Genomic DNA, 15,634 nt, shown 5'->3' with positions numbered 1-15,634 from the left:
GGCTCCATGTCTTTTTCAATCCATGCGCCCATATTTGTGCGCAGTAAAACAAAACTTGATTTCCTGCCCCTAGTCGCAGTTGTTGTAGCGACTGTCTTTGGGGTAACGCCACACTTTGCCCTCGCTAGAGAGTCCCCGCTGACTTTGAACTATGCCCAACAATTAGCAGTTGCCCGTTCTCGTCAATTGATCGCACAGGACATGGCAGTGACTGCTTCCCGCGAAATGGCAGTCGCTGCCGGTCAGTTGCCTGATCCAATAGTGAAAGCCGGAATCGATAACCTGCCAGTCAGCGGTCCTGACCGTGGCAGCCTGACCAGCGATTTCATGACCATGCGCCGCATCGGCGTCATGCAAGAGTTGACCAGAAATGATAAACGCCAATTACGGACGGAGCGCTATGACCGCCTGGCCGACAAGTCCCAGGCGGAGAAAATCAGTGCGATTGCCGCTATCCAGCGCGATACTGCTATCTCGTGGCTTGATCGGTATTACGCCGAGCGTATGGCTGCTGTAGTCGCAGAACAATCCAGCCAGGCCAAACTTGAAATTGAGGCAGCCGAGAGTAATTACCGAGCTGGTCGAGGTAGTCAGGCAGATATCTTCGTCGCCCGTAGCGCGTTAAGCATGGTGGATGATCGTTACAGTGAAATCCAGCGCAAAGTGCGTACTGCCAAGACGATGTTAAACCGTTGGACTGGGGGGGATTCAGAACTTCCATTGGCGGGTGAGCCCAGTATCGAGAATATCCGGCTGGATTTATCAGCACTGGACAAGTCGCTTGCCCACCACCCTCAAATTTCAGTATTAACCAGGCAAACGGAAATTGCTGAAACTGAGGCGAAGTTAGCTGAAGCCAACAAAAAGCCCGACTGGAGCATTGAAGTCGCTTTCCAACAGAGAGGGCCAGCTTATTCAAACATGGTATCGATTGGCATATCTGTACCTTTTCAGTGGGATCAAAAGAATCGCCAGGATCGTGAGTTGTCCTCCAAGCTGGCGATGCTCGAACAGGCCAAGGCTGAACGCGACGAAATATTGCGTGCCCATGTCGCCGAAACCAGGGCGATGATAGAGGAATGGCAAAGTAATCTGGAGCGCAGCGCTCGCTATATGCGCGAATTGATACCGCTCGCAAAAGAGCGCACTCAAGTCACTTTGGGAGCCTATCGCGGCGGCAAGTCCAGCCTGAGTGATGTGTTGGTGGCACGCCGTAACGAAACTGATGTACGACTGCAAGCCTTGCAGCTACAAGCAGATACAGCCCGTTTATGGGCACAACTCAATTTCCTGCTTCCCGTCGACGTGCAAGCAACTTATCCAACCCTATCTACCAACAAGGATCTGCCATGAACAATAAAAAAATCCTCATTGCTCTGGTTACTGCTGGCGTGCTTACTGGTAGTGGCTATGGTTTTTATCGCCTCGGTCTCAGCCAGGGAATACAAGTATCTGACAAGTCGCAAGCGAGTGTATCAACAACAAGTTCGGATGCGGATGCAAAAAAAGCGCTGTATTGGCATGACCCTATGGTTCCTGGTCAAAAATTTGATAAACCGGGTAAATCTCCTTTTATGGACATGCAATTGGTACCTGTTTATGCCGATGGCGGCGATGAAGGTTCGGTCAACGTTAGTCCTCGTGTACAACAAAACCTTGGTATACGCATTGCTGAAGTGACACGCAGTAACCTAACATCGGCTGTTGTGGCGGTCGGTAGTGTGGCTTATAACGAACGCGATGTCGCTCTGGTTCAGGCACGCAGCAATGGTTTTGTCGAAAAACTCCACGTACGCGCTCCTCTCGATACAGTCAAGAAAGGACAGGCACTGGCTGAGCTATATGTGCCAGATTGGGTTGCTGCTCAGGAAGAATACCTGACGGTGAAACGCATGCAGGTCAGCGGCATTGCTGGCTTAACGGACGGGGCAAAGCAACGCATGCGTCTGGTGGGGATGAGTGATGATCAAATACGTACAGTCGAGGCCAGTGGCAAGGTACATTCACGCATCACTATTACGGCTCCGGTCAGCGGAGTAGTCGCAGAGTTGTCTGTACGCGAAGGTATGACCGTCATGACAGGTGCCCCCTTATTTCGTATCAATGGTCTTGGCACCGTCTGGGTCAATGCCGACATCCCAGAAAATCTAGCCGCCCAGGTACGCACAGGCAATGCCGTTGAAGCGCGCACTCCGTCCTTGCCAGGCATTATTTTCAAAGGCAAGGTCAGTGCCATTCTTCCCCAGATCGACGTCGCTACCCGTACTCTGAAAGCACGTATCGAATTGGCGAATCCATCCGGTCAACTGGTACCAGGCATGTTTGCCAATTTGAGATTCAGTTCTGAGGCCCGCAAAGATATCTTGCAAGTACCCACCGAGGCTGTCATCCAGACTGGCACTCGCGCCGTGGTGATGGTCGCACAAGGCGATGGTAAATTCATGGCCGTTGATGTCGAAACCGGTACAGAGGCAAATGGACAAACTGAAATCATTAAAGGCCTGGAAGCCGGACAAAAAGTCGTGGTATCCGGGCAATTTCTGATCGACTCCGAGGCTAGCCTGAAAGGTACAGGGACGCGCATGGGGGATGCGCCAGCGGTCAATGCCGACAAAGCTACCGCAGCGACACACCACGGTAGTGGCAAAGTCGAAAACATAGATAAGAGCGAAATCACACTATCTCATGATCCTATACCGTCCCTGAAATGGGGAGCGATGACGATGGGCTTCAAGCTACCATCGAATGGTTTGCCTGCAAACGTCAGCGTTGGCGACAGGGTAATTTTTGACATACGCCAAACCAAGGACGGTATGTACCAGATTACCTCTATTTCACCAACGGCTGAAACACCTAAGACCAATCCATCGTCTAATGCGATGAACGACACGATGAATATGCCCTCGTCGTCTGCAGGAGAAAAAAAATGATGGCCAAACTAATACGCTGGTCAATTGCCAACCGCTTTTTGGTGCTGCTGGCTACGCTGATGATGACGGCCTGGGGTATCTGGTCTTTGTCGCGTACACCGCTTGATGCGATTCCTGATCTATCGGATGTACAAGTCATCATCCGTACAAGTTACCCCGGCCAGGCACCACAAATTGTCGAAAACCAGATCACCTATCCTTTGACGACGACCATGCTGTCCGTACCGGGTGCCAAGACGGTGCGCGGTTATTCATTCTTTGGGGATTCTTTCGTTTACGTATTGTTTGAAGATGGCACTGATATGTACTGGGCACGTTCCCGCGTACTGGAATATCTCAATCAGGTACAGTCTCGCTTGCCGCCACAGGCAAAAGCTTCACTCGGCCCGGATGCTACCGGTGTCGGCTGGGTGTACGAATATGCCCTGGTGGACCGCAGTGGCAAGATGGATTTATCGCAATTACGGGCATTCCAGGACTGGTTCCTGAAGTACGAACTGAAATCAGTGCCGAATGTGTCTGAGGTAGCCAGCATAGGCGGCATGGTACGCCAGTATCAGATACAGCTCGATCCGGACAAGATGCGCGCCTACAACATCCCGCATGGAAAAATCATTGAGGCTGTGCAGAAAGCCAATCAGGAAACCGGTGGCTCAGTACTGGAACTGGGCGAAGCTGAGTACATGGTGCGTGCATCTGGCTACCTGAAATCTTTGGATGATTTCCGTAAAATACCATTGATGACCACAGATGCCGGTGTATCAGTGCGTTTGGGCGACGTGGCCAGAATACAGATCGGGCCTGAAATGCGGCGCGGTATCGCTGACCTGAACGGTGAAGGGGAAGTCGCTGGCGGCGTAATTGTCATGCGATCCGGCAAGAACGCTTTGGAAACCATCGATGCAGTCAAGGTCAAACTGGCAAAGCTCAAAGCCAGTCTTCCCGCAGGTGTGGAGATCGTCACTACCTATGACCGATCCAATCTAATCAATCGTGCCGTCAAGAACCTGCAAGAAAAATTAATAGAAGAATTTATTGTTGTCGCCATTGTCTGCGCCATCTTCCTGTTCCATCTGCGCTCAGCGTTAGTCGCCATCGTTACTTTGCCAATTGGCATACTGATGGCCTTCATCGTCATGTATTACCAAGGCGTGAATGCCAATATCATGTCGCTGGGCGGGATTGCCATTGCAGTAGGTGCAATGGTTGATGCGGCAGTGGTCATGATAGAGAATGCCCACAAGCACATTGAGGCGTGGAACCATACGCATCCCGGTGAAAAACTTCAGGGAGAAACACATTGGCGGGTAATCGGCGATGCTGCTGCTGAGGTGGGGCCTGCCCTGTTTTTCTCATTACTCATCATTGTCTTGTCGTTTATTCCTGTCTTTACCCTGGAGGCTCAAGAAGGACGCTTGTTTTCTCCGCTGGCCTTTACCAAGACTTATGCCATGGCGGCTGCTGCTGGCCTAGCAGTGACCCTGATACCGGTATTAATGGGCTACCTGATACGGGGCAAGATACCGGATGAACAAAAGAATCCCCTGAATCGCTTCCTGATAGCGATATACCGGCCTTTACTCAACGTGGTGCTACGTTTCCCGAAAACCGCTTTGCTGGTCGCAGGGTTGATTGCTGTAGTAACTGTGTGGCCAATGGCACGACTTGGTGGTGAATTCATGCCGCCACTGGATGAAGGTGATTTGCTCTATATGCCGTCAGCGCTACCAGGCATCGGTGCAGGTAAAGTTTCAGAATTACTCCAGCAGACCGACAGGTTAATCAAGACTGTCCCCGAGGTGAAAAGTGTATTTGGTAAGGCAGGTCGTGCTGAAAGTGCGACTGATCCGGCCCCCCTGGAAATGTTCGAGACCACAATACAATTCAAACCACGTGACCAATGGCGGCCTGGGATGACGACCGACAAGCTGGTAGAGGAACTGGATCGCATCGTCAAAGTTCCTGGTCTATCTAATATCTGGGTGCCGCCTATCCGAAATCGCATCGATATGCTGGCAACCGGTATCAAGAGTCCTGTGGGCGTAAAAGTAGCGGGTACTAGCTTGAAAGAAATAGACCGGATTACCGGTGATATTGAGCGTGCGGTCAAAAAGGTGACAGGTGTATCTTCAGCTTTGGCAGAAAGACTCAATGGCGGACGCTATATCGACGTTGATATCAACAGGGATGTCGCGGCTCGTTACGGTCTCAATATCGCGGATGTACAAAGTATTGTGTCCGCTGCAATTGGTGGCGATAACATCGGTGAAACCATAGAGGGCTTACAACGCTTCCCCATCAACGTCCGCTATCCCCGCGAAGTACGTGATTCTGTTGAGAAACTGAGACAACTGCCGGTACTGACAGAGCGTGGCGCACAAATCCGCCTGGGTGATGTCGCTGAAATACGCGTCAATGATGGCCCCCCCATGCTCAAGAGTGAAAATGCGCGCCTGTCTGGATGGGTGTACGTCGATATCCGTGATCGTGATCTCAGTTCAACGGTACGAGAAATGCAGGAAGTCGTTACCAGGGAGGTCAAGTTGCCAGCCGGTTATTCGATTGCTTGGTCTGGTCAATTCGAGTATCTGGAGCGTGCGGCAGCCAAATTGAAAATCGTTGTACCGGCTACTTTGCTGATCATCTTCGTGCTGTTGTACATGACCTTCAAGCGTGTTGATGAAGCTGCATTAATCATGGCGACCCTTCCATTTGCATTGGCTGGTGGGATATGGTTGCTGTGGGCATTGAGCCACAATCTCTCTGTCGCAAGCGGTGTAGGTTTTATTGCATTAGCCGGAGTTTCCGCGGAATTCGGCGTCATCATGCTCTTGTACCTGAAGCATGCTTGGGAAGAGCGCGTCGTCCATGGAAAAAACAGCGAGCAAGATTTATTTGATGCCATTTGTGAAGGGGCTGTGTTACGGGTCCGGCCAAAGGCGATGACGGTCGCTGTCATCATTGCCGGCCTGATTCCCATCATGCTCGGGACGGGTACTGGTTCGGAAGTCATGAAACGTATTGCTGCGCCTATGGTGGGAGGCATGATCACTGCACCTTTGCTGTCGATGTTTGTTGTGCCAGCAGTGTATTTGTTGTTGCGTAGAAGGCAATTACGCAATAAACCCCAGGAAGTTCCAACATCCGAAAAGAATGCAAATGAACCAGTCTAATCAAAATCTGACCGGCTCCAGCCAATTTGTCGCCATCTTGCGATGGTTAATTTTGGCTGCGACATTGTTTCAAGGCAGCGCATTCGCGCAACCGATCCAGATTGCAATGAAGGCAGAGGTGACGCAGCCCCAGCGATTGGGAGCAGATTGCTTGCCATGTCCTGCTTGCTACGTTATCACGGCACCAGACAAAATGAAATTGATCGAACTGTCTGGTTCCAACTTGCTGTTCCTGATCAAAGAGGAAGAGCAACTTCAGATTACTAGACTCTGGAATTTGAGAATACAGGACTGGAAAGGCATTGCACTGAGATTGAGGTTTTGTTGTTGGCGGAATTAGAAATTTGAATGACCGATACACAGCAATAACATTCTCGTTTTAGGCATATAGAGGGACATTATCATGAAACATTTATTTAAAGCGCTGATCAGCGGCGCAATTATCGCGACCTCGCTATCAGCCGTCGCAGGCCCTGATTTCCAGATGCTTGAACTGGCGCGCAAAGCAAGGGCACTACGCTTAAGTCATCAGGCGTCTACTCTGGTGAATCAACCTGTTACCAGTAGCAATCCTACACAGACAGAGGCAGATGCGAAGGAAAAACAAATGATGAAAGACTGTGACGAAATGAAGAAAAAATCGAAAAACTGAGTGAAACTTGTCAGCGGCTTGTCACACATCGTGCAAGTCGCTGCTAATTTGGCTACTACTGCCTTTCTCCGACAATGTGAGGCTATCTGAATAAAAGATAGTCGTTCCTTCAACCTTATCCCTTCACTTCAAGGGATGTTGCTATCAGCAAGCCTATGTACAATTCGCTGGTGACAAGTTGCCGCGATTTTTTCCGTCTGGTTTATTTGGTTTGTTCGATTCAGATTCAGCGTGGAGGTAATCAAATTATTCACGCTGAGATAACATGCATTCCATTCAGAAGCTAAATTGTGCCAGCTTCTTCAGAATAAAATGATTTTCCCCCAACAGGCACATGGCATCACAATGTTGCCTCAGAATGTCAAATGGTAAATATCCCAAAGACAAATCAGCTGAGTCTCCACGAAAGGCTGGGCGGTTGATTTGCGCCATGACTTCCTGCTGACGCTTATTTGGTGCTACTAGATAGTAGTGGCAATCATCTGATGGGATTGAGTGAGCCAAATCCTTCATCCTCAGGATACCAGAATAAATTGAAGTACTTTTTTCCACTTCAAAAGCACACGCGATCTTGGAGGTTTTGGGGTCTATCCACAAAACGTCAATGAGGCTAATGGTATCCATCACCTCTGATGGGACCTCCAATGGAGGCAATTGCTCAATCGTGAGTTGAGAAAATGCCTCACCGTGACAAGAGCGATGACGGTCATTACGTGCCACAAATACCTGGTATTTCAAAGCCCGGCCTATTTTGATTAGCATATGCTGCACTTGCGTATGTTCGGATTCTTCCTTGTGTTCCTCTACAACCTGGCTATGGCGACGAGCCGCAGCTTTCTCCGCTTTTTCTTGTAGATCCTTCAGAACATTGTCAACATTATTTTCAATGATCAATCTGCCGCTACCAAGTTCGAACAGCAATCCGGCGAATGCACCCAAGTCCTTGGACAGCAAGCTCCGATGGGTAGCGTTGGCTTGCACTATTGTCTCACGCATCGACAAATAGCTTTGCCAGGAGCCTAATTTCTGCTTGGCGTCGAATAATGCATTAAAACCGTTCACGATAGCTGTATTGAACGGCGGCACCAGTGTCGGATGTAAAAAATAGACGATGGTCGCTACCGAAGGGCCTAAACCTTTAATGTTTGCATCTGCCAAGAGACTCATCTCATCCAAAACCTGATCTTCACGCGTTGCATTTAGGCAGGCGTTCAAGAAAGCGCCAAATTTTTGCTGATTCTGCGTATTTTCGTAAATATCCGGGATACGCAGCTTGGGTTTCCAGTAAAAAGGGTGGGCAGCTCCTTCAAATACCTGCTTTTGCTCGGTAATGGCGGCCAAGACGATTTCTAAGGGAGAGCCCTTAAAATCATTGCCAAAGCTACCGGCTGCAATGGCATCAACAGTATCTTTCACCCCCCGGCGTATTGCCCGGAACGCCTTCATCCTTTGTTCGCCGCCAATGAACCAGGTGTTGTAGACTGATTCGGGGTCTGTTTTATAGCGAGCGATCAGATTTGCAGTCACAAGAAAATTCCAAAAGGTGTGGCTTGCAGAGCGTGTAATTTGTCTGCCAAGCGTTGTTAAAGTCAAAAGCCACCTTACGGTGGCTTTTGACTCTTTTACCAAGATGGCATCACCGGCTTAGGTTCCTCGAAGGGAGCGGGAGTGGGATCACTTTGGGCTACAACTCTAGAATATCTTCTTGACCAGAAATGAGCAATTACTTTTTTAAAATGAACAAGCATTCCTGATGGCTAGGCCGCATTATTGGAAGAGCGAACTACTTTGAAGTGAAACTCAAGCTTTGCCGTAGTCGATTTTCAGCTTCTTCATCAAACCCAATCAAAGAATTCGTTTTGATCAGATTCTTCAAAAAAGGCCTAAAAAGATATGATTTATCGTCAATGGCTAACCAGGGGAACCAAGGTTTTCCTGATCGTCTTAGCCAGCCTTCAATCTCTGCATGTCGTTGATATCCCATAGTATCAACAATTTCAGGGATATCCTGCCAGGCTGGCGTGACGTCGATAATTCTGACCGCTATGTCTACAGAGAAAAAGGTCCTGAGTTCGGAAAGAGAGTATTTATCTCTCCAGGTGCTGGAGATCACGACTTGTACCGCTGGAAAATCCCGTAAGACATTTTCTAGGCGAGGCAAGCGAGAAAAAAGCTGCCCGTCGTCGTAGCAAGGCTCTGGGTGCAAAACCCCATCAAAGTCCAAAAACAAGATCATCGCTGATTGAGTTCGCTATAAAAATTTGATCCGGTAGATATTTTCAGAATTGTACGTCATTCAGAGCCCAATTTGTTTTCAATCTTTGGCGCTTCTAGAGGTGCTGTTGGCAGGCCAGATGCAATTCTGTATCGCGCAAATGGATCAACGGCATCAACATAGCGTATAGCGCTTTGCACACTTTTCCAGCCTACATACTCCATTAATGTTTTCAGATCCCAGCCATTTCCGGTTGCCCAGTTCGCGAATCCGCGTCTCAAGGAGTGAGCTGAGTAGTTATCAGAGTCAATGACACTGGCATCTTTAAATATTGTACGTAGCAAGGGAATTAAGCTATCCATATGAAGCCCCTGATCCCCAATTTGCCCCCAGCGGTTGACTGACCTAAATACTGGCCCGGATTCAAGTTCGGCCAATTGCTTCCAAGCTACATATGCAGCAACCGGGCAGAACTGATTCAGTGCAGGAGCTTTAAATGTCACGCCTCTATTCTGGCGATCACCTTTTGTATGTGGCAAGAAAAAACTCATGCCCTGACCAGGAGTGACTTCGATGTATTCCACCTGAAGACGGGTCAGCTCATCACCCCGGAATCCCCTCCAAAAGCCAAGCAGCAACAGGGCGCGATTCCGGGTATGTCTTAATTTTGCGGCGCGGTCGCCCGATGCATCTGCAGTGTTAATCGCCTGCTCTAGCCAGCGGTCAACGATGCCAAGCTGCTCAAGCTGAAATGGCTTGGCCTGTTTTTCCTGGGCTGGATGCTCTCGTTGGATGCCGCGCAGGACTTTCTTGACCAAGGGGGATTTTGTTGGATCAGGGAATCCCTGGTCTATGTGCCATCGCGCCAATGCTGCGAGGCGTTGACGCAATGTGTTGACAGCTAGCTTTTCGGCATGGTCTACCAGGTACTGGGCAATGTTTTCGGTTGTGGCAGGTAAGAAGCCACCCCATTCAATTTCGTAGTGCCTCACGGCCGATTGATAGGCAGCGCGGGTATTGTCTCGCGTGCCGGCATGGAGGTAGTGATCGATTTTGCTCATGCTGTTTATCCCGCAGATTTTGAGATCACAGGGTAAATTGGATCCGTATCAAATATTGTGTTGATTTTACCGTCTTTTTGGTTATAACACTGGATAAGACTTACTTATCCGGCATTTAAATATAAGAAATTATTTCTTGAATTTAAAGATTATTTAGTATGTAATTACATGGTACGTAATACATTATTATATTTGATGGAGTAAATGATGGCCAGAACCGGGTTGTATAAGTCGGAAGTCGAAAAAGCGCGCAATAGCCTGCTGGCACAGGGGCGCCATCCCTCTGTCGATGCTGTGAGAATAGCCCTGGGCAATACTGGCTCCAAGACCACTATTCACAAGTACCTGAAGGAACTCGAAGAAGAAAATGGCGGTAACGTTGACCGGAAAACTTCCATCAGCGAAGCATTGCAGGACCTGGTGGCACGACTGGCAGTGCAACTGGAAGTAGAGGCAAGCAATCGCATTGCCGAACTGGAGGCGCGGCATAGCGAGAAAGATCACCTGCATGAGTCAGAAATTGCAGCACTGATGGCAAAAAACGCTGCCATTCAAGAAAAACTTGACCTCACCATCGCCGCGATCAAGCAAGAAATCCAATCCCACGAGCAAACCAGGGAAGCAATGCAGAGTGAATCCATCGCCAGACATACTTTGGCGCAGCAAGTGACGGATCTGAAGGACCGCTTGGTGGAGAATGAAACACATAGGCAATCCTTGGAAGAAAAGCACAATCATGCGCGGGATGCCCTGGAGCACTACAGATCATCCGTCAAAGAGCAACGTGATCAGGATATCCGGCGCCATGAGCAACAAGTTCAGCAACTGCAGGCTGAACTGCGTCATTTGCAACAGAGCCTGGTGCTGAAGCAGAGTGAAGTGACACAACTCAACCAGGATGGAGCAAGGCTGGTTGCAGAGCTTTCCCAAGCGCAGAAGTCGTTATATGAAGAGAAAAATCAAAGTCGCAAGGCGCAGAATGACCTGGATGCCCAACGCTCGATCGCACAACGTGCCACCCAGTTGGAAGCCCAAATAACAGAGAAGACTGCACTGATCACTGACTTACAGAAACAGCATGCTGACTCCTTGGCTCAAAATAAGGCATTGGATACGCACGTAAGCAGTTTGCAATTGGAGTTGGCCACGGCCAGTGCCAAGCTTGATGCTCAGCAACGCATGATGGATGAATTTAAAACTTTCTTGAATGCGAAACCGCACTAAATTAATTACCCGTACGTTGGCCGCACGACCAAAGAGCTGCAGGCTGCATAATTTGCGCCACGACGCGCAGCAGAACAGTTAGCAAGCAACTTGCCAAGTACCACGCAACCGCGAGACTTGCCTCTTGTAATTGGTGTGATGACCAAGTGCAGTACGCGGCTCGATGATTGAAATGTAAAAGGCGTTCCAGGCTAATTCTACATTTGAGGGAAGAATAAGCAAATTTAATTTAACCAATTTCTATTTTAAATCAATGAGTTAAACATCTTTTGGCGAAAAAAACCGCAATCCCGGCCAACCCTCCTTGAGAGTCAAAAAAATTAAGCCTGATGATCCCAAAAAAGGGAAAAAAGCTTTCAGAATTTTTTTGGAATCTGTGCTGTTAAGTGAGCTGGGAGAAAACCTGATCAACGATCCGGCATTTTATCAAATGGTCAGTGATATCCAGGATACGATGGAAGCAGACCCACAAATTTTGGCAGTTATAGATAAGGCCGTTGCTGATTTGCTGGAGGGGAGCGCAGACCCAGAAATATTGTAGAAGTAAAATTGAGCTTGTAAATTTTAAAAAATGCTTATCTTCGCGAAGACAACAGAGTCAAACGCAAATTTTCTAATTGAGTCTCAAGTCTTGCATCAAGATCACCAACCGGGGTTTCAATAATACAGCCACCTAGTTCAATATCTGTGTCTGCCTTCCAGCTTACCTGCTCCATAGATTGATTTGGCGGAGAGACTTCGAAAACACCACCGCTCTCAAGAATTTTGAAGTCAGAAGGGTGAAGTCTCACAATGAGTTTTTCCTTGGCACTTACTCTTTGAGCCACTTGTCGCACCAATCCTTGCACTCCCTCCAAAGTAACAACAGTATTCCCAAGGATTTTACATATGGATTCAAATGCTATGGCTACTGCCAGATCTTCGATCCCTTTAATTCCAGTTTCAATAGCTATTGGCAATTTGTCTGTAATTGACTTGATACGATTAAATTCAGCAACAAATTCAGCTTTTGCAGCCTCCAGACCTGCCTGATGCCCTTCACGCATTCCACGTTGACGTCCAAGTTCTCGAGCTGCCTCAGCTTCATCTTTGATCTGTGCGAGTATGGAAAGGCGCGCCTGCTCAACAAGATCAGCTACGTTATTTGCTGAACTGGCATTTGGTGGGGATTCTGGCTCAGACGAGGGGGTGGGCACTTTGACTGCAGGCAGCATATCACTATTGGCGGTTGCTTTGACTTTGGACGCTCGCGTAGCCAATGTGCGCTTATGGCCAGACAGAGTTGCGGAACGAATTATTGATGCCATGGTGTTGCCTATTAAATTCTATATTCAAATAATACGCTTGCTGTGCATTTGGCGCAAATTTCAAAACTCATTCACGGCCAAGTTGCTGATTCAACGATGTGTTGAAAGTGCGAATTTTGCCAGCCTAATAAATAATATTCTAGCAATCCATTCTCCGGCGGGTGTCGAGTCAATGAGTCTTTATGCAATATCTGATTAAGTAAACGAACCAAACCACTGAAACAAGGATTTTCAACCCATTTGAACCATTCCAGATGAGCTTCCAAGAAAATCCGCCCAAGCATGTATTAAGGGGCGGTGTTGCTCTAATAAATCAGTTCTGTGATCTGTATTGAGTGGTTTTTTTCGCCTCATCTATACGCCTGTACACGTTTTCTGTGATCTGTTTATCATTATGACCAAGTAGTTTACTGGCATCTTACAAATTAGATATCTCGCCGGCCGCTTTGGAGCGGATGTCCCTAAACTGAAACTCTTCAATTCTTGTAGCAAGATTTGCATTGCCGCTGCTCCTGGGCTTCTCGGCCGCAGATGACCTGGCTCTTTCAAAACGTGTGCGCAAGGTCCATTTGTTCAATGGCTGATCTTGCTCTGTTGTCACAATATAAGATTTATTGATTCGGTGTGGCCTGGCAAGTATCTTGTCGATGGCAATACCCAGCTAAGAGCGCACACCGGCATTGTCCAGCATGATACGGAAAAATTTCTGGATCTTCCCCTGTTTCACGTGCAGAGCGCCGTCATGTATATCCTCCTCAATCATCTTCAGCACATCACCTGGCCGCTGGCCAGTCAAATCGAAACTAATACACCTGATCAGCCTTGAGAGGCTATTTATAGACACCGCAGGCAAACATGATGTCGTCGACGACTTCGTTGTACATTGATTTTGGTGTCAGGTTTTTTGTGATGGGGTGTGGCCATTTGTAATTAACCCAGCCGCCGTTTTTGCCTTTGCCTGCCAGCAGTTGTTCTTTCATGACCATGACGCCATCGACATCTTGCATGTCAATGATGTTTTTGCCGACAAGTTTTTTGTTGGCGCCATGTGCCAGTACTGAGCCATTCAAGTCATACGCGACGACATATAAATCCCTTTCATTGAATGGGCCTGCTGTGTCGTTGACGGCGGCCAGGGCTTTTTCCTTGCCATTGGTTTTGTAGTAGGCGATCGCTTTTTTTACCATGGCTTGCGCTTGCTCGGGCGTGCTGTTTTCAGTGGCTGCATGTGCCGGCAGGCTGATTGCCAGTATTGCGAAAAACACGAAGGAAAATAATTTTCTCATGATGTGCTCCTGTAGGCATTACTGTTCTGGAAGTACTTCAAATCACTCGTTAGTCAGTGGTTGAAGGTAGAGATGAGTATATCGCCTGTGAAAGAATCTTCCAGGTGTTCTCAGCAATTCATGCTTCATGTGCTGTTTTTTAGTCACTCACGGGTACTTTTCAGTTATCTGGCTGTTCAATTGCTGATGTTGCTTGCCTGAGAGGTTCATTTTTTTAGGTATCAAGACATAAGCTCAATTACTGATTTGTATCAGGTTCAATTACTCTGGTTTTTCGGTTGTCCAAATCAGTGATGAATGTCGTTGCGGCGTCTTGTATCGATTTTTGCGGATTGTTTCGACAGAATTTATCCAGATCCAGTTTGAAAGTATACGGCTTCGGTGGAACAAATATGTCGGACGTGCCAGAGTTGTTGTATTCGAAGATGTATCCGTATACTTGTTCCAAAGCAGCGTTCGCTTGCCTGTTGTTCGCTTTTAAATAGCTACGGCAAGAAAGGGCAGCTGCTACCGGTGATTTATAGGCTTGCTGCGCAAATGCCATAGAGCAGGGCAGGGCAAAAGCCATGAATGCAAGTTTGAGTTTCATCTTTCAGGCTTCGTTATTATAGAGGCGACAGGTGATTGTCAAAAATCGGGGGCTCCACTGCGCCTCTTTAAATCAAAATCAGCTTCACTGTGAAAGGGCTGTCGTTGAGCAACTGACAGGACTGGCATTGAGCAACGACAGATAATTGCTTTGTATATGCTGCGCTGCAATCTGGTCAAACCATTGGTCTATCAGTGGTTTGCTGGTGTCGACGGTATGGAGTGCTTTTGTCGTGTTCAGGGCTATGCTGCCAGTTGTTTGATTGGTCTGCGTGTAATACGAGTTGTAGTGTTTTTCCCTGAGTGCGATTGCAGCAGCGATGGCTGCGATGGCTTCTGCCAGGGTGACAGGCAGGTGGTTGACGGTGGTTTCTATGCTGCTGGCTTCTGGCGCTGGTGAATAGAGCAGGGCGGCAAAGAGCAGCGAATTGGACGCCATCGGCACCAGGTCAATTTCATTGTAGTAGCGCCATGAATTTGGGAAGCTGTTGTCGTAGGCATCGGCGAAGGCCTGGTTGCCAGCGGTGGGGGCGGCGAAAGTCAGCACAGGGAATGATGCGGGAGGGGTGATCTTATTTTGCTGGAGCTGGTACAGCAGCCACGGCGCATAAACACTGGCCAGGTTGCCGCCCAGGCTATGGCCGACTACACCGATGGAAATGTCGGTGCCAATGGCGTTTGCTGTCAGGTATTGATACATGGTTTGTCCGTTGATATCGACGAGCTGGATCAGGTCGTTCAAGCCATCGGAAGAGCCCTTTGAGATCATCGGCAAGGCTGCACTGTTTGGATAGTTCCAGGCAGTCTGGTCGTAGACATTGAGGTCTTGCTTGAACCAGTTATCGAAAGCCTGCCAGCTGAAGTTCAGGAGCGAGCCACGTATGGCGACTACATATTGTGAACCGCCATTGCAGGCGATAAAGGCGATGTTGCCGTTGATGTCGGTACTGGCTACCCAGACCGCACTCCAGCCATTATCCATGTCGGCCAGCGTGGTTGCCGGGTCGCTGCAGTACGCTACGGTGGCAAGTGTCATCGCCAACCCAGGGTTGGGATCGGATGCATTGCCTATCGTTGTACCCATGTGATTCTCCCGATTTTTGTGTTTGCCCGTGACCGGTCAGTCAGATTTGATTTTCAATTTGTCAATATAAGCGATGGTAAAGAAAAAGACAATATTGGGTCGGCATCTTTACAC

At 48.5% G+C, this 15,634-nt stretch carries 14 protein-coding genes; 7 read left to right on the top strand and 7 right to left on the bottom strand.

Annotation, left to right across the window (positions count from 1 at the left end; translation table 11 throughout):
* Positions 1 to 6: 6 nt before the first annotated feature.
* From LZ463_RS06315 to LZ463_RS06295, 5 genes are all read left to right on the top strand, one after another.
* On the top strand, positions 7 to 1,353 hold the full coding sequence (locus tag LZ463_RS06315; protein ID WP_241454760.1) for a TolC family protein: 1,347 nt from the start codon (positions 7 to 9) through the stop codon (positions 1,351 to 1,353).
* The gene (locus LZ463_RS06310; protein ID WP_241454759.1) at positions 1,350 to 2,930 is read left to right on the top strand and encodes an efflux RND transporter periplasmic adaptor subunit; all 1,581 of its coding nucleotides are present in this window, start codon (positions 1,350 to 1,352) and stop codon (positions 2,928 to 2,930) included. The genes LZ463_RS06315 and LZ463_RS06310 overlap by 4 nt, the downstream gene beginning before the upstream one ends.
* Positions 2,927 to 6,103 (top strand): efflux RND transporter permease subunit, encoded by a 3,177-nt coding sequence (locus LZ463_RS06305; RefSeq protein ID WP_241454758.1) that lies wholly within the window; start codon positions 2,927 to 2,929, stop codon positions 6,101 to 6,103. The genes LZ463_RS06310 and LZ463_RS06305 overlap by 4 nt, the downstream gene beginning before the upstream one ends.
* On the top strand, positions 6,090 to 6,443 hold the full coding sequence (locus LZ463_RS06300) for a hypothetical protein (RefSeq protein ID WP_241454757.1): 354 nt from the start codon (positions 6,090 to 6,092) through the stop codon (positions 6,441 to 6,443). The genes LZ463_RS06305 and LZ463_RS06300 overlap by 14 nt, the downstream gene beginning before the upstream one ends.
* A gap of 63 nt (positions 6,444 to 6,506) precedes the next feature.
* Positions 6,507 to 6,755, top strand: a complete 249-nt coding sequence (locus tag LZ463_RS06295; RefSeq protein ID WP_241454756.1) for a hypothetical protein — start codon at positions 6,507 to 6,509, stop codon at positions 6,753 to 6,755.
* A gap of 276 nt (positions 6,756 to 7,031) precedes the next feature.
* On the opposite strand, the gene LZ463_RS06290 is transcribed toward LZ463_RS06295, so the two are convergent.
* The 3 genes from LZ463_RS06290 to LZ463_RS06280 all read right to left on the bottom strand — a co-directional run bounded on the left by LZ463_RS06290 (position 7,032) and on the right by LZ463_RS06280 (position 10,031).
* A complete protein-coding gene (locus LZ463_RS06290) occupies positions 7,032 to 8,282 on the bottom strand; it encodes a hypothetical protein (protein ID WP_241454755.1) in 1,251 nt (416 codons plus the stop codon).
* Between the two features lie 256 nt (positions 8,283 to 8,538).
* Positions 8,539 to 8,991, bottom strand: coding sequence for an HAD domain-containing protein (locus LZ463_RS06285; RefSeq protein ID WP_241454754.1), 453 nt, complete (start codon positions 8,989 to 8,991; stop codon positions 8,539 to 8,541).
* A gap of 56 nt (positions 8,992 to 9,047) precedes the next feature.
* Positions 9,048 to 10,031 carry a site-specific integrase gene (locus tag LZ463_RS06280; protein WP_241454753.1) on the bottom strand — a complete coding sequence of 328 codons (984 nt, stop codon included), beginning with the start codon at positions 10,029 to 10,031 and terminating at the stop codon, positions 9,048 to 9,050.
* A gap of 204 nt (positions 10,032 to 10,235) precedes the next feature.
* On the opposite strand from LZ463_RS06280, the gene LZ463_RS06275 reads away from it, so the two are divergent.
* Together LZ463_RS06275 and LZ463_RS06270 are read left to right on the top strand one after the other, a co-directional pair.
* Positions 10,236 to 11,255 (top strand): DNA-binding protein, encoded by a 1,020-nt coding sequence (locus LZ463_RS06275; protein ID WP_241454752.1) that lies wholly within the window; start codon positions 10,236 to 10,238, stop codon positions 11,253 to 11,255.
* A gap of 304 nt (positions 11,256 to 11,559) precedes the next feature.
* A complete protein-coding gene (locus LZ463_RS06270) occupies positions 11,560 to 11,796 on the top strand; it encodes a hypothetical protein (RefSeq protein ID WP_241454751.1) in 237 nt (78 codons plus the stop codon).
* A 34-nt stretch (positions 11,797 to 11,830) separates the two neighbouring features.
* On the opposite strand, the gene LZ463_RS06265 is transcribed toward LZ463_RS06270, so the two are convergent.
* The 4 genes from LZ463_RS06265 to LZ463_RS06250 form a co-directional block, all read right to left on the bottom strand.
* On the bottom strand, positions 11,831 to 12,562 hold the full coding sequence (locus tag LZ463_RS06265) for a FliH/SctL family protein (RefSeq protein ID WP_241454750.1): 732 nt from the start codon (positions 12,560 to 12,562) through the stop codon (positions 11,831 to 11,833).
* A gap of 830 nt (positions 12,563 to 13,392) precedes the next feature.
* Positions 13,393 to 13,848 carry a cache domain-containing protein gene (locus LZ463_RS06260; protein WP_241454749.1) on the bottom strand — a complete coding sequence of 152 codons (456 nt, stop codon included), beginning with the start codon at positions 13,846 to 13,848 and terminating at the stop codon, positions 13,393 to 13,395.
* Positions 13,849 to 14,086: 238 nt separating this feature from the next.
* Positions 14,087 to 14,437 (bottom strand): hypothetical protein, encoded by a 351-nt coding sequence (locus LZ463_RS06255; protein ID WP_241454748.1) that lies wholly within the window; start codon positions 14,435 to 14,437, stop codon positions 14,087 to 14,089.
* A gap of 84 nt (positions 14,438 to 14,521) precedes the next feature.
* Positions 14,522 to 15,520, bottom strand: coding sequence for a lipase family protein (locus LZ463_RS06250; RefSeq protein ID WP_241454747.1), 999 nt, complete (start codon positions 15,518 to 15,520; stop codon positions 14,522 to 14,524).
* Positions 15,521 to 15,634 lie beyond the last annotated feature (114 nt).

This window comes from Undibacterium paludis (genome assembly GCF_022568815.1).
Lineage (GTDB): Bacteria > Pseudomonadota > Gammaproteobacteria > Burkholderiales > Burkholderiaceae_D > Undibacterium.
Note: the sequence above shows the minus strand (reverse complement) of the source record. Positions and strands in the feature narration are given on the sequence as shown.